The following is a 13910-nucleotide window of genomic DNA, read 5'->3' as shown; positions in this document are numbered from 1 at the left end:
CCCCCTGGCCCCTCAGTCGCCGTCGATGACGGAGAGGGCCTGCTGCGGGTCCCAGTAGTTCTGCGCCTGGTAGATCTTCCCGTCCTTGAAGCGGGTCTTGCCGGTGTAGGTGAGGGTGAAGGTCTTGCCCGTGGGCTCGCGGTCGAAGATGTAGCCCTGGTGCGTGACGGTGGTCTTCCAGGCCAGGTGGGCGATGTCGCCCTCCCAGCGGACCACTTCGGCGCTGTAGTGGGGGGCCAGCTTCTCGCGGACCTCGATCAGGCCGGCCTTGATGCCTTCGAGATCGGTCCCGTCGTTTTCGAGGGCGAGGGCGCTCTCGTCGGTGAAGTGGCGGAATTCGGGGTGGATGAATTCCTCGACGAGGCTGTCGTCGTGACCGTTGAGCAGCTCGTCGATGTAGCGGCGCAGGACGTTTTCCAGCTCTTCCTGGACCTGGGTCATCTGATTCCCTTTCGCATGGGCTCCTACGTCGAAAAAGCTATGGGGTGGCTCGAAAGGAGGGCACCCCTAACCCGCCCCTACCGGCGCCCCCGGCACCCCGGTCCCGGGCCCCGGCACCCCCACCCCGCAACGGCGCAGAGCCGCCCGCGCGACGGGGTTCGCGCGGGCGGCTCTGTGGGGGGCGGAAAATGGTCGAGGGGTCAGACGGTGCTCTTCCCGGCAGGGCGGGCGGGGGCCTCGGCCACCACGGCCGCATCCCCCTCCGCCTCGGCCTCGCCGGGGGCCCGTACCGTCTGGGGCAGCAGGACCGCGGCGGCCACGGCGCCCAGCACCACCACGCCGGCGCAGACCGCCGCCGAGGCCGAGAAGGACTGTGCGAACGCCGACTTGGCCGCCTCCACGGTGGCCTTCCCGGCCGCCTGCGGCAGGCTCCGGGCGGCTTCCAGCGCCTGGTCGAGGGAGCGGGTGGCGGGTGCGGCCGGGTCCCGGGGGTCGTACGTCGCGGCGTACCTGGCTGCCAGCACACTGCCCACCACCGCCACGCCGAAGGCGGCCCCCATCTCCTGCACGGTGTCGTTCATCGAGGAGAGCAGCCCGGACTGCTCGGGCGGACCGGCCGTCATCAGCACGTCGTTGACCAGCGGCTGGGACAGGCCCATGCCGGTGCCGACGAGCGCCATCGCGACCACCATCGCGCCGTAGCCGTAGTCCTCGGTGAAGACGGCGTACACGGCGTACCCGGCGGCGAGCACCAGCAGGGACAGCACCACGGTGTTGCGCACGCCGATCGCCTTGGCGACCACCGGCGACAGCGGGGAGCAGACCATCAGCGCGACCGCGACCGGCAGGATCGCGGCGCCGGAGAGGAGCGGCGAGTAGCCGAGCACCAGCTGGAACTGCTGGGTCAGGACGAACAGGCTGCCGGTGAGGGCGAACATCAGCACGGCCATGGTGCCGCTGGAGCCGAGGAAGCGGCGGTTGCGGACCACCGTCAGGTCGATCATCGGGTGGCGTGCGGTCGCCTGCCGGACGAAGAACAGCACCATCACCACGGCGCCGCCGATGAGCCCGGTCAGCACCTTGGAGGAGGACCAGCCGAACCGGGGCTGTTCGATCACCCCGTAGACCAGGGCGGTGACGCCGACGATGGAGAGCACCGTGCTGGGCAGGTCGAGCGGACGGGCCGCCGGGTCGGTGGACTCGGGCACCAGGGCCGCCGCTCCGAGCACGGCGGCGGCGACCACGACCACGTTGATCAGGTAGAGCGAGCCCCACCAGAAGTGCTCCAGCAGCACCCCGCCGATCAGCGGGCCGGTGACCGCGCCGAGCGCCGTCACCGCACCCCAGATGCCGATGGCCTTCGGCCGCTCCTCGTCGGAGAAGACGTGGACGAGGATGGAGAGGGTGCCGGGCATGAAGGCCGAGGCACCCGCGCCCATCGCGGCGCGGGCGGCGATCAGCTGCCAGGACTCGGTGGAGAAGGCGGCGGCCACGGAGGCCGCGCCGAACAGCACCAGGCCGATCAGCAGCAGCTTCTTCCGGCCGAACCGGTCCGAAAGACTTCCCGCCATCAACAGGAGACCCGCGAGGACGACGGAATAGGCGTCGACCATCCATTGCAGTTCGCCGGTGCCGGCGTCCAATTCCCTGCCCAGCGTGGGAAGGGCCACATTGAGGACGGTCGAATCGATCGAGACGACGAAGACTGCCACGGCGAGCACAGCCAGAATGGCCCACCTGCGCGGGTGCTCCTTGTTTTCCACCACAACTCCTCGCGCGGCAGTGCAGTGCCGCTCAACGACGAAAGCAACGATCCGACGGTAGGGACCGCTTGGAGCGGCCCGCAAGGAACCGGAGGCAGGTTAGGGGACCCCTAGGTCCTGCTCTTTTCCGATCACGCCGGATCCGGCCGGTAGGCGCGCAGCAGTGCCACGGCGGCCGCCGTGGCCAGTACGGGGACCACGGCCATCCCGGCCAGCACGCCCAGCCGCGCCAGGGAAGTCTGCTCGGCCGCCTGCCCGCTGTCGGAGGAGAGGTAGCCGAAGGCCTGGAGCACCACGGCGTACAGGAAGGGGCCGAGCGCCAGCCCGACCGCCTCCCCGGTGGAGAACAGCCCCGCCAGGACGCCCCCTCGGCGGGTCCCGGTGCGGGCCGTCTCCCGCACGATGCAGTCGGGCAGCAGCGCGTACAGGAAGAGCAGCTGGCCGGCGTGCCCGGCTCCGGCGAGGGCCATGGTGGCCAGGACCGCGGCGGGCGGCAGCAGCGGTGCGGCGAGGAAGAGCAGGCAGCCGGCGCCGAACAGGGCGCAGGCCGCGGTGTAGGCGCGGCGCGGGCCGAGCCGGGCGCCGAGCCGTGACCACAGCGGGGTGGAGAACAGGTTGGGTGCGACGAACACGGCGACCAGGGCGCCGGCCCAGCCGGGACCGGGCAGCACCTGCGCCGCCGCGTACGGGGTCCCGGCCAGCAGCACGCCCGTGGCGACGGTCTGCACGGTGGCCGCGCGCAGCAGCGCCATGAACGGGCGGTTGCCGCGGGCCTCGGCCAGTTGCAGGCGCACGCTCGGCTCGCTGGGCAGCGGCGGGCCGGCCGGCGCCGACCGGGTGCCGAGGAACGCCCCGAGCGTGCCGACCGCGATGACGGCGCCGCCGAACAGGCCGGCCCAGCGGTGGCCCGGCACTCCCCCGCCGCCCGCCCCGATCAGCGCGGGCGCCACGGCTCCGGCGGTCAGCGCGGCCAGCCCGAGCGCGACGACCCGCCCGCCGACGAGCCGGACCTGGTCGCGTCCGTGCGGGGCCAGTTCGGCGGGGAGGGCGGCGTAGGGGATCTGGAAGCAGGCGAAGGCGGTGGCCGTGAGCAGGAATCCGGCCTCCGTGATCCAGGCTCCGGCGGCGCCGCGGGCCAGGCCCGCGAACATCAGGGCGAAGGCCACGGCCATGGCCAGTCCCCCGCCCAGCACCCAGGGGCCGCGGGCTCCCCAGCGGGAGCGGGTGCGGTCGCTGAGCCGGCCCACCACCGGGTTGACGAGCGCCACCCAGGCCTTCGGGACCAGCACGGCGACTCCGGCGAGGGCGGCGCCGACGCCCAGCGTGTCGGTGAGGTAGGGCAGCAGCAGGAGCCCGGGGAGGGTGGTGAAGGTGCCGGAGGCGAGGGCGCCCGAGGCGTAGCCGGCGCGGACCCGCGCGGAGAGGACGGCCGGTGGTGGTGCCAGGCCGGCCGGGGCGGTCTGCGCGGTACCGGTGTCCGGCACGGGAACAGTGGTCGTCATGGTGGGTCGCCGCCTTTCGGGCCGTTCAGCCGACTGCGGACCGGCCCCGGCGGCCGGGGGACGGACGCACCGGGGCCGGCCCGCGCACCCACGCTCGCGCGCGCACCCTGTATTTCGCTAAACCGGGTGGCCCGGACGACCGGCAGCAGTAACGGACGTGCAACTAGCTGCCACCGGCCCGAAGTGGCATGCGGACCACGGGTTTTCGCAAGCTTGGCCGTCCGGGGGCGTATGCGATGCAGCACGAGGGGGACGGGATGACGAAGGCGACCACGGTGGACGGGCCACGCGCGGCTGCGCCGGCCGCGGGCGGCGAGCACGCCCGGCGGTTCGGTCCGGCCCGCCACCTGATCCACTGCCCGGTGTCCTGGGACCACTGCCTGGACGGACCGAGCCTGGGCGAGGAGCACTTCGTCATCGCGGACCGGCTGCCGGGCGCCCCGGCCCCCTTCCACGGCGGCGGGGCGCACTTCCACGACACCCGGGCGGTCACCGAAGCGGTCCAGGAGGTGGGCGAGTTCGTCGGCCACCGGTACTTCGGGGTTCCCGAGGAGCGGCCCGGCCTGTTCTTCCGGTTCGACCTGCGGCTCACCGACCTGTCGGCCTGGCGCACCGGTCCGCAGGGCGGCTCCCGGCTCGCCACCCGGCTCCGGGCCCTGCCCGCCCACGTGGTCAACGGGGTGCCGCGCGGGCTCGACTTCGAGGTCGAGGTGAGCATCGACGGCACGCCCTGCGCCGCCGGTTCGGCCGGCCTGGTCTTCCTGATGCCGGGCGTGTACGGCAGCCATCTCGCGCGGGCGCGGCGCACGGCCCGCGCGGCCGCGGCCGCAGGCACGGGCGGTGCCGGTGCGGCCGGCGACACCGGTGCCGAGGAGGCCCCCGACCGCCCGGTGGTGCCCGCGGACCCCGGCTCGGTCGGGCGCGAGGATCCCGCCGACGTCGTGGTGGGCCACCCGGAGCCGCTGTCCTCCGGCCGCTGGTCGGCCTGGGTGCTGACCGACGGGGCCCGGCCGCCGGCCGCCGACGCGGACGGCCGGCTGACGGGGGCGCGCGTCCTGGAGTCGCTGCGCCAGACCGCGCTGCTCGCCGCCGGGCGCAGCCACGGGCTGGCGGCCTCGCGCAGCACCCTGGCGGCTTCGCGGGTGCACTTCCGCGGGCCCGCCGAGGCCGGACTGCCGATGCGGTGCACGGCCCTGCCGGGCCGGCTGGAACGGGACGCGCAGGGGCGCCCGTCGGTCCCCGTGACGCTGACGCTCACCCAGTGCCGCAGGCCCGTGGCCGAGGCCCGCGCCGTCGTGGTCCAGGATTTCTGATTCTTGAGAGGTCGTCCCAGATGAGGTTCCGGATCCTGGGTCCGCTGGAGGTCGCGGGAGACCCGGACCCGGCCTCCGCCGGTCTGCACACCCCCGGCCCCGCCAAGCTGCGGGTGGTGCTGGGCACCCTGCTCGTGCGGGCCAACGAAGTGGTGTCCGTGGACGCCCTCGTCGACGAGCTGTGGCGCGACGCCCCGCCGCGCACCGCGATGACCACGCTGCACGTGTACGTGTCCCAGATCCGCAAGGCGCTGCGTTCGGCGAGCGCCCGGCACGGCGAGGGCATCCTGCTCACCCGGCGGCCCGGATACGTCCTGCGGGCCGCCTCCGACGAGCTGGACCTCGCCGTCTTCGAGGACCTGCGGGAGCGCGGGCGCAAGGCGCTCGCCGAACACGACCACGAGCGGGCCGCCGTGCTGCTGCGGCAGGCGCAGGACCTGTGGCGCGGGCCGCTGCTGTCCGGAGTCCCGTACGGGCCGCTGCTGGAGAGCGCGGCCGCACGCCTGGCGGAGGCGCGGCTGGAGGCGCTGGAGCAGCGGGTCCACGCGGACCTGCTGCTCGGCCGCGCAGGTGAACTCGTCGCGGAGCTGCGCGCCCTGGTCACCACGTACCCGCTGCGCGAGGAGCTGCACGCCCACCTGATGACGGCGCTCTTCCGCAGCGGCCGGCTGGCGGAGGCGCTCCAGGCGTACGCGGCGGTGCGCCGCACCCTGATCGAGGAGCTCGGCGTCGAGCCCGGCGCCCGGCTGCGCCGGCTGCACGAGGACCTGCTGCGTGCCGACGGCGACCCGCTCCCCGCCGTCCCGGCCGCGCCGGTGGCCCTCACGGCCGCCCCGGCGGCCGCGGGCAACACGGACTGGCTGCCGCCGGACGAGGGCCCGCTCGCCGGTCGCGACGCGGAGCGCGCCGAGCTGGGCGCCCGCTTGCGCAGTGCCCGGCCCGGCGCCTGGACCGCGGTCACGGGGCTGCCCGGCTCCGGCAAGACCGCCCTCGCCGTCGCCGCGGCCCGCGATGCGGCCACCGCCTTCCCCGACGGCGTCCTGTTCCTCGACCTCGCCCCGGACGGGGGCCCCGCCCTCGCCCCGGCGGAAGCCGCCGTACGGCTGCTGCGCCGGGCGCGGGCGGTGGCCGGGGAGGCGTGCTGCACCCCGGAGCGGGAGGGTGATCCGCTGGAGGCGCTGCGGACCTTCACCGCCGGGCGACGGCTGCTCTTCGTCCTCGACGACGCCCGTTCCGTGGCGCAGGTACGGCCGCTGCTGCCGACCACCCCCGGCAGCAGCGCGCTCGTCACCGGCCGCCTGCTGCCCGCCGGGGCCGCCGGCCTGCACGTGCTCCGGCTCGGCCATCTCGGCCGCAAGGCCGCCGCCGGCGTGCTCGCCGCCGCGGGGCCGGGCGCCGCGGAGGAGATCGCGGCGCTCTGCGGCCGGCTGCCGCTCGCGCTGCGCGCCGCGGCCGTACAGCTCGACGCCCGCCCGCACTGGACCGGCGAGGTCCTCGCCGCGCGGCTGCGCGACGAGACGTCCCGCCTGGACGCGCTGCGGATCGGCGAGTTCGACGTACGGGCGCGGCTGACGGCCGCCTGCGAGGAACTCCCCGCGGCCGAGCGGCGGGCCTTCCGGCTGCTCGGCCTGCTGCCCGCGGCCGGCTTCCCGCTGGCCGCCGGCGCCGCCGTACTCGGCCTGGCGGCGTCGGAGGCCGCGCCGCTCGTGGAGTCCCTGGTGGACCGGCACCTGCTGCTGGCCCTGGGCCCGGACACCTATGTCCTGCCCGAGCTGCTGCGCGTCCTGGCCGCGGAGCAGCTCGCCGCGCAGGAGCCGGCCGACGCCGTCCGGGCGGCCACCTCCCGGATGTGCGCGGCCTACGCGGCCGCCGCCGGGGAGCCGGGCGGCGGCCCCACGGGCAGTGACGGCCCGGGGCTGTACGCGGCGCTGGTCCGTACGGCGCACGGCGCCGGGCTGTGGGAGCAGACCGTGCAGCTCGCCGATGCCGTGACCGGGTCCCTGGAGCGCGCCGCCGCCTGGGACGACTGGGAGAGCACCCACACCCTCGCCCTGGACGCCGCCCGGCGGGCCGGCGACGGCCGTGCCGAGGCCCGGATGCTCCGCTCGCTGGGCGATCTGGCCTGGCAGCAGCGGACGGCCGAACGGGCCGCCGAGCGCTATGCGCAGGCGGCCCGGGCGGCGACCGCGGCCGGTGCACCCGCCGAGGCGGCCCGGGCCCTGGCGGGGCTCGCCGAACTCCGCCTGGACAGCGGGCTCGTCGCCGAGGCGGACGCCCTGCTCACCTCGGCGCGCCGCGCCCTCGCCACCGGCCCCGGGCGTCCCGCCGCAGGACGCTTCGAGGTGCGGCGGGTGGAGGCCCTGCTCGCCCTGGAAACCGGAGCGGGCGCGGAGGCCGCCGGGGCGCTGGCGGACTGCGTGGCGCTCGCCCGGGCACTCGGCGACCGCCGTCGCGAGGCCTATGCCCGCCGCACCCTGCGCACGGGCCCGGCGGGAGCCGGTGCCGCGGCCGGCCGGGCGGTCGAAGTGCGGCCCGGAATCTGGCGCCTGCGGTGCGGGACACCGCGCTGACCAAGGGGGAACACATGTCCACACACCAAGCGGAGCGGTCGGCGACGCCAACGCCAACGCCCCTTCCCGTTCCGGCCTCCGGGCCGGCATCCGGGCTGGTCCCACCGGCGCCCGGGCCGGCGTACGCCCCCCTGGGGCCGGCGCCGGCGGTCGCCCACCGGTTCGCCGCGGCGGACGGGCTGGTCGGGCGGGAGGCCGAACTGGACGCCCTGGAGGGGAGGCTGGCCGATCCCCGCGCCCGTCTGGTCACCGTGACGGGGCCCGCCGGGGTCGGCAAGAGCCGGCTGGTCGCCGTCGCGGCCGAGCGCCTGGCGGGTGCCTTCGACGAGGTACGGACCGACGCTCGGACCGGCTCTCAGGGGCTCGACGGCACGGCCGGCGCCGGGCGGCGCACCCTGCTCGTGCTGGACGGCGCCGAGGCCTGCGCCGACGAGGTGGCCGCGCTGCTGGCCCGGGTCCCCGGCCTCACCGTGCTGGCCACCGGCCTGCAGCCGGTAGGGGTGTACGGCGAGCAGCTGGTGCCGCTCGCGCCGCTGCCGCTGCCGCGTCCCGCCGACGCCGGCGATCCGCACGCGCTGGCCCGTGTCCCCTCGGTGGAGCTGTTCGTCCGTCGGGCCGCCGAGGCCTGCCCCGGTTTCGCCCTGACGGCCGACAACGCCCGGGACACCGCCGCGCTGTGCACCCTGCTGGAAGGGCTGCCGCTGGCCCTGGAGCTGGCCGCCGGGCGGATGCGGCTCTATCCGCCCGGCGTGCTGCTGGCCCGGCTCGGCGGCCGGCCGTGCACGCTGTCCGGCGGTCCGGCCTCCGCCCCGGCCCGGCACCGTTCCCTCGACGCGCTCGCCGAGTGGAGCTGCCGCTCCCTGGACGCCCAGGCACGCGCGCTGCTGGAACGGCTGGCCGGGTACGAGCCCGGTTTCGGCGCCGTGGCACTCGGCCGCTCCGACGGCCCGGCCCTCGACACCCTGCTCGACCGCGGCCTGCTGCGGCTGGTCGGCGAGGACCACGCCGACGCCAGGTACGCCGTACCGGAACCGGTCCGCTCGCACCTGCGCGGCGTCCAGGAGGACGCGGGCCGGGCCGGGACCGCGGCGGACGACCACGCGGACCGCTACGCCCGCCTCGCGGCCTCGGCCGCGAGCCGGCTCACCGGCACGGACCAGGCCCGCTGGCTGGCGGTCCACTCCGCCGAGGCGCCGAACGTGCAGGCCGCCCTGGACCGGCTGTGGACCCGGGGTGACCGGGCGGGCGCCGCCGCGATGGCGGTGGCCTGCGGTGAACCGTGGCTGGCCCAGGGCAGGCTGCGGCCGGGGCTCGGCTGGTGCGACCGGCTGCTGGAGGCCGGCGGCCTGCCCGATCCGGTGGCGGCCCGGCTGGCCGACCTGTCCGGAGTGCTGGCGGCGGCCCTCGGCGATGCCCCCGATGCGGTACGCCGCCACCGCTCGGCCCTCGCCCTGTGCAAACCCCTCGGCGACCGCCGGCACACCGCGCAGGTCACCGCCCACCTCGGAGCGGCCCTGCTCGCCGCCGGTGATCCGCAGGGCGCACTGGCCGCCCTGGAGCCCGCCGCGGCCGCGCTGGAAGCCGTCGGCGCCGCCGGCCCCGCGGCCCGGGCCGGCACGGCGCTGGCCGCGACCCTGCACGCCCTCGGCCGCGACCGCCGGGCGGCCCAGGCGCTGGAGGGCGCAGTGGGCGCGCTGCGCTGGGTCGGGGACGACCGTGGCCTGGCCGAGGCGCTGCGGCTGTCGGCCGCGCTCACCGGCGGGGACGACCCGGACGCGGCGGACGCGCTGCTGCGGGAGGGCCTGCGGCGGTGCCGGGAGATCGGCGAGCGCACCGTACTCCCGCTGGTGCTGGAGGAGTTCGCATTGCACGTCCTGCGGGTGACCCCGGCCCAGCAGCCGCGGGTCGTACGGCTGCTGGCCGCGTCGGCCGCGCTCCGCGAGGGCCTCGGCGCCCGGGCCCCGCAGGAGCACGAGTCCGCCGTGGAGCAGGCACGCAAGGGTGTGCTCTCCCGGCTGGGCTGGACCGCGTACTCCACGGCGTGGGCGGAGGGGTGGGCGCTGGGTCCGGCCGAAGCTGTACTGGAGGCGCTGTCCTCCCCCGCGCCGGCCGCCCGTACGGACAGCAGTGCGGCGCGGGCGTCCGGCGAGGCGCCGCGGACGCTGACCCCGCGCCAGGTGCAGGTCGCGATGCTGGTCGCGGAGGGCCTGACGAACCGGCAGATCGCGGAGCGGCTGGGCCTGTCCGAGTGGACCGTGGTCAACCACGTGCGGCAGATCATGCGGCGGCTCGGCTGCTCCTCCCGCATCCAGGTCGCCTGGGCGATCGGGCAGTGGTCGTGAGCCGGGACGAGGGGACGGCGGCCCGTCCTGCCGAGGAACCCGACGTGGCCGGGGCACTGGCCGCGATCGCCCCGCCGCCCGAGGTGGCCGCCGCCTTCCGCGCGCAGGGCTGGTGGCGTACGGACACCTTCGTCGACGACCTGCGCCGGACGGCGGCCCGCCATCCCCGCCGGACCGCCCTGGTCTCCCGCCGCCTGCACCGCCCCGCCGGGCGGCCGGACGTCGTACTGGACTACGCCCAACTGGCGGCGTACGTCGAGAGGTTCGCGGCCGCCCTGGCCGCCCTCGGCGTCCGGGAGGGCGATCCCGTCGCCTACCAGCTCCCCGACCGCTGGGAGACGGCGGCGCTCACCCTGGCCTGCATGCGGCTGGGCGCGGTGGCGGTGCCGGTGCTGCCGACCGTACGGGCCCGCGGCCTGGCCCGGATCCTGACGGCCTCGCAGGCCCGGGTGTGCATCGTGCCGGACGTCTGGGACGGGTACCCGCACGCCGAGGCGCTGGCGCAGCTCGCGGCCGGACTGCCCTGGCTGCGCCACCGGGTCGTGGCCGCCGGCGCCGGAACGGAGCGGACGGGCGGGGCGGCGCACCCGTACGGGGCCGACGGCGCGGACACCGCCGTCGACTTCCGCGCGCACTTCCTGCACACGGCGCACGAACGCGGCCCGTACGGCCGGCGCCCGCCGCCCGCCCCGGGAGCGGCGGACCGCATCTGCCTGATGGTGACCGTGATGGGCGTGCGCGAGGACGGGTACACCACGACCCTGCACACGCCGAACACCCTGTACGCCAACATCAGCGGCCAGGACGACCGCACGGGGCCGGGTCGCCGGACGGGCGAGGTGTTCTACTCGGCCCTCCCGCTGACCTCGCTCGCCTCGATCCTGTACGCCGTCTGCTGGCCGCTGGCGGTCGGCGGAAGCGGGGTGTACCAGGAGCTCTGGACCCCCGACGGCTGCCTGGACCTGCTGGAGACGGCGGGGGTCCACCAGGCGTACGCCGCCCCGGCCCACTGGTCCGAGGTGCTGGCGGCCCAGCGCCGGCGGCCGCGCACGCTGGACTCCCTGCGCCTGGTGCTGTCCGGCGGCCGCACCGGCACGGCGGCCCCGCTGCCGGCGGAACTGGCGGACACGCTGGGCGGCGCGGCGGTGCGCCTGGTGTGGGGTGCGCCCGAGCTCGGCATGGGCACCCTCACCCGGGGTGACACCCCGGCCGAACGGGACGGCGCCAGCGACGGGGTGCCGTTGGCCGGCCTGGAGGTGTCCCCGCTGCTGCGCGAGCACGGCGCCGACCCGGCCGCCCCCGTCCCGCTGCGGGTCAGGGGCCCCTCGGTCTGCCTGGCGACCTGGGCGCACGGGGCTCCCGCCCCCGTCGCCACCTGGGAGCAGGCCGGGGGCTGGCTGGACACCGGGGACCGAGGCCGGCCCGACGGCCTCGGCGGGATCCAGGTGACGGCCCGGGCCACGGCCCGTACCGGCGGCCTGTTCCTGGTCCCGGTGGACCGGATCGAGCGCGAGCTGCGGGCCCACCCGGGCGTGCGCCAGGCGGTGGTCCTGGGCCATGCGGATCCGGACCTGGGCGAACGCCCCTGCGCGGTGGTGGTGCCGGAGGCCGAGGACGCCCCGCCGGGCCTGCTGGAACTGCGCGAGCACCTCACGGCCCGGGGCATCGGCGAGGGCTTCCTGCCCATCCGGCTGGAGCTGGTGGGCTCCCTTCCGACGGACGACCGCGGAGAGCCGCTCCGGGACGGGCTGCGCGCCTGGCTGGAACGCCTCCGCCCGGGCACCCCCCGCCTCGGCCCGCGCCCGGGGGCCTGACCACTTCGTGGCTGCAGGCGGTGTCACGGCGGCCAAGGCGCCACAGCGCCCCGCGGCGGACTCGACGCGAGCGTGTCGGAGGGGCGGCGCCCACGGGCAGTACCGGGACGTGGTCCCCCACCTCACCCCGGCCCCGTACGGGTGTGCGACGATCGCTCGTCGCACACCACCCTGGGGGGTTCATGCCAACGGCATCGGCGTCCGCAAGACGCCCGTTTTCCACCGCGCTGACGTGTCTGCTCGCCGTCCTCGCCACACTTCTGCTGCCGGTGGGCGCCGCTCAGGCGGCGCCGGCCGTCCAGGACTGCTTCGGCGTCACCGAGGGGCGGTACGCGGGCACCTTCACCACGGCCGGGCAGACGCACTGCCTGGAGCTGCCGAGCCCGCAGGGCGCCCGGATCGCCGCCCTCACCTCGCTCGGCGGCGCGGGGGTGACCGTCCAGGTCGAGGTGGTCGACAGGAACGGCACCGCACAGTGCACCGCCGACGAGCTCCCCCGGGGCGGCTGTGCCCTGACCGGAACGGCACCCTTCCGTGCACTGGTGCGCGCCGCTGACGCCACCGAGACCGGTCCGTACGGTGTCCACTTCGTCCGTACCGACGTGCTCCAGAACGGCTGTCAGGTCCTGCCCGCCGGGAGCTTCGCCGACGACGCGGCGGCCGTGCGGCTGGACACCGGCAACGGCGTGTTCTCGCACTGCCTGACCATCCCGGCCGACGCGCATTCCACCGCCGAACTCCTGCGCATCCGCTACGGCTTCCCGGACGACTCGGATCTGTTCCCGCGGTACAGGATCAGCCTGATCGGCACCGACGGCAGCGGGCCTTCCTGCTACGACCACCCGGCCCCGGGCCAGCAGCTCCGGACCGACGGCCTCACCAGCTGCTCGTTCACCGCGGGCAAGGCGTACACCGTCCTCCTTCAGGGCCAGGACGCCCCGCGCAGCCACACCCTGGACCGCCGGGACGTCACCGGCACGGCCAAGGGCTGCGCGCTGTCCGCCGCGACGGCGGTCGGCGCCCCGGCCACGACCGGAGCGTCCGGCCAGAACGGCACCCTGCGCTGCCACCGGATCACCACGGCCGCCGCCGCGGACCGGCTGCGCGTCAACGCCCGTGACGCGCAGGACTCCACGCACATCCTGGTCATGGACGGCGCCGGCGCCCTCGCCTGCCACCAGCAGACCTGGGCGTGCACGGTCACCGGCTCCACCGGCTACCAGGTCGTCACCCAGGTCCCGCAGGACTGGTCCCTGCCCGCCTCCTACCGGCTCGACGCCTGGCGGATCGCCACGGCCGCCGGGCCCGCTCCCGAGTGCACCCGCGCCGGATCCGTCGCGTACGGGTACGGCCCGCTCACCGGCACGCTCTCCGAGGACCACACCGGCGTGTGCGCCGTTCTTCCGAGCGTTTCGGGTGACCTGTTCAGGGCCGAGGTCACCGCCACGGACGGCGGGGCGTCCGCTCCGGAGCCCGCGCTGTACAGCACCACCGGGCGCGACCTCTGCACGGGCAGCTCGTCCCCGTACACCTGTCAGGGCACCGACCAGACCACGTTCGTCCTCGCGCTGCCGGACAGGACGGACCGGACGGAGTACCGCGCCCAGCTCGTCTGCACCACCGCGCCCTGCGGCTCCGAGAACGTGTCCGTCGGGACGGTCACGCCGACCACCGCGCAGAGCGGTACGGTCGCCACCCTCACCGTGCAGGGCACCGCGCTGGGCATGAACACCACCGTCCGGCTGACCGGCGGCCCGGCGCCGCTGACGGCCACGACCGTCTCGGTTTCGCAAGACGCGCGGACACTGAAGGCGACGGTGGACCTGCGCTCGGCGCCCGCCGGCAACTGGAACGTCAGCGTCGTCGCCCTGGGCTCCGAGTACCCGCGCGGCACGCTGACGGTGACGCCGCCCGCGGTCACCGGCCTGGGTACGTACAAGCCGATCACACCCACGCGGCTGATGGACACCCGCATCGGACACGGCGTACCGAAGGCGAAGGTCGGCCAGGGCGGCACCGTGACCCTCCAGGTCACCGGCACGGCAGGCATCCCCGCCACCGGAGTCACCGCCGTCGTCCTCAACGTCACCGCCACCGAACCCACCACCGCCAGCCACGTATCCGTCTACCCCGACGGCACCACCCGCACCAGCGCCTCCAACCTC

Annotated in this window: 7 protein-coding genes and 1 pseudogene; 5 read left to right on the top strand and 3 right to left on the bottom strand. The window is 76.2% G+C overall.

Annotation, left to right across the window (positions count from 1 at the left end; all coding sequences use genetic code 11):
* Nucleotides 1-12: 12 nt before the first annotated feature.
* The 3 genes from ABZ128_RS14825 to ABZ128_RS14815 form a co-directional block, all read right to left on the bottom strand.
* Entirely contained in the window at nucleotides 13-441 is a 429-nt protein-coding gene (locus ABZ128_RS14825) for an ester cyclase (RefSeq protein WP_356848545.1), read from the bottom strand.
* A gap of 200 nt (nucleotides 442-641) precedes the next feature.
* Nucleotides 642-2204, bottom strand: coding sequence for an MFS transporter (locus ABZ128_RS14820; RefSeq protein WP_356848544.1), 1563 nt, complete (start codon nucleotides 2202-2204; stop codon nucleotides 642-644).
* A gap of 131 nt (nucleotides 2205-2335) precedes the next feature.
* Nucleotides 2336-3706, bottom strand: a complete 1371-nt coding sequence (locus ABZ128_RS14815) for an MFS transporter (protein WP_356848543.1) — start codon at nucleotides 3704-3706, stop codon at nucleotides 2336-2338.
* Nucleotides 3707-3963: 257 nt separating this feature from the next.
* Here ABZ128_RS14815 and ABZ128_RS14810 point away from each other — a divergent pair, with 257 nt between their 5' ends.
* The 5 genes and pseudogenes from ABZ128_RS14810 to ABZ128_RS14790 form a co-directional block, all read left to right on the top strand.
* A complete protein-coding gene (locus ABZ128_RS14810) occupies nucleotides 3964-5019 on the top strand; it encodes an AfsA-related hotdog domain-containing protein (protein ID WP_356848542.1) in 1056 nt (351 codons plus the stop codon).
* A 20-nt stretch (nucleotides 5020-5039) separates the two neighbouring features.
* Nucleotides 5040-7589 (top strand): AfsR/SARP family transcriptional regulator, encoded by a 2550-nt coding sequence (locus tag ABZ128_RS14805; protein WP_356848540.1) that lies wholly within the window; start codon nucleotides 5040-5042, stop codon nucleotides 7587-7589.
* Nucleotides 7590-7603: 14 nt separating this feature from the next.
* Nucleotides 7604-9931 carry a LuxR C-terminal-related transcriptional regulator gene (locus ABZ128_RS14800; RefSeq protein WP_356848539.1) on the top strand — a complete coding sequence of 776 codons (2328 nt, stop codon included), beginning with the start codon at nucleotides 7604-7606 and terminating at the stop codon, nucleotides 9929-9931.
* 44 nt (nucleotides 9932-9975) lie between these two features.
* Nucleotides 9976-11745 (top strand): AMP-binding protein, encoded by a 1770-nt coding sequence (locus ABZ128_RS14795; RefSeq protein WP_356848538.1) that lies wholly within the window; start codon nucleotides 9976-9978, stop codon nucleotides 11743-11745.
* 182 nt (nucleotides 11746-11927) lie between these two features.
* Nucleotides 11928-13910: pseudogene (locus tag ABZ128_RS14790) on the top strand (Tat pathway signal protein); the annotation flags it as partial.

Origin of the sequence: Streptomyces sp. NPDC006326, assembly GCF_040612915.1 — a bacterium.
Lineage (GTDB): Bacteria > Actinomycetota > Actinomycetes > Streptomycetales > Streptomycetaceae > Streptomyces.
This window is presented reverse-complemented; position numbering and strand designations above follow the sequence as displayed.

Bases quoted from the DNA above. Each gene is read 5' to 3' on its own strand.
- ABZ128_RS14825 (WP_356848545.1), bottom strand. From the start codon at position 441: ATGACCCAGGTCCAGGAAGAGCTGGAAAACGTCCTGCGCCGCTACATC.
- ABZ128_RS14815 (WP_356848543.1), bottom strand. From the start codon at position 3,706: ATGACGACCACTGTTCCCGTGCCGGACACCGGTACCGCGCAGACCGCC.
- ABZ128_RS14810 (WP_356848542.1), top strand. From the start codon at position 3,964: ATGACGAAGGCGACCACGGTGGACGGGCCACGCGCGGCTGCGCCGGCC.
- ABZ128_RS14805 (WP_356848540.1), top strand. From the start codon at position 5,040: ATGAGGTTCCGGATCCTGGGTCCGCTGGAGGTCGCGGGAGACCCGGAC.
- ABZ128_RS14800 (WP_356848539.1), top strand. From the start codon at position 7,604: ATGTCCACACACCAAGCGGAGCGGTCGGCGACGCCAACGCCAACGCCC.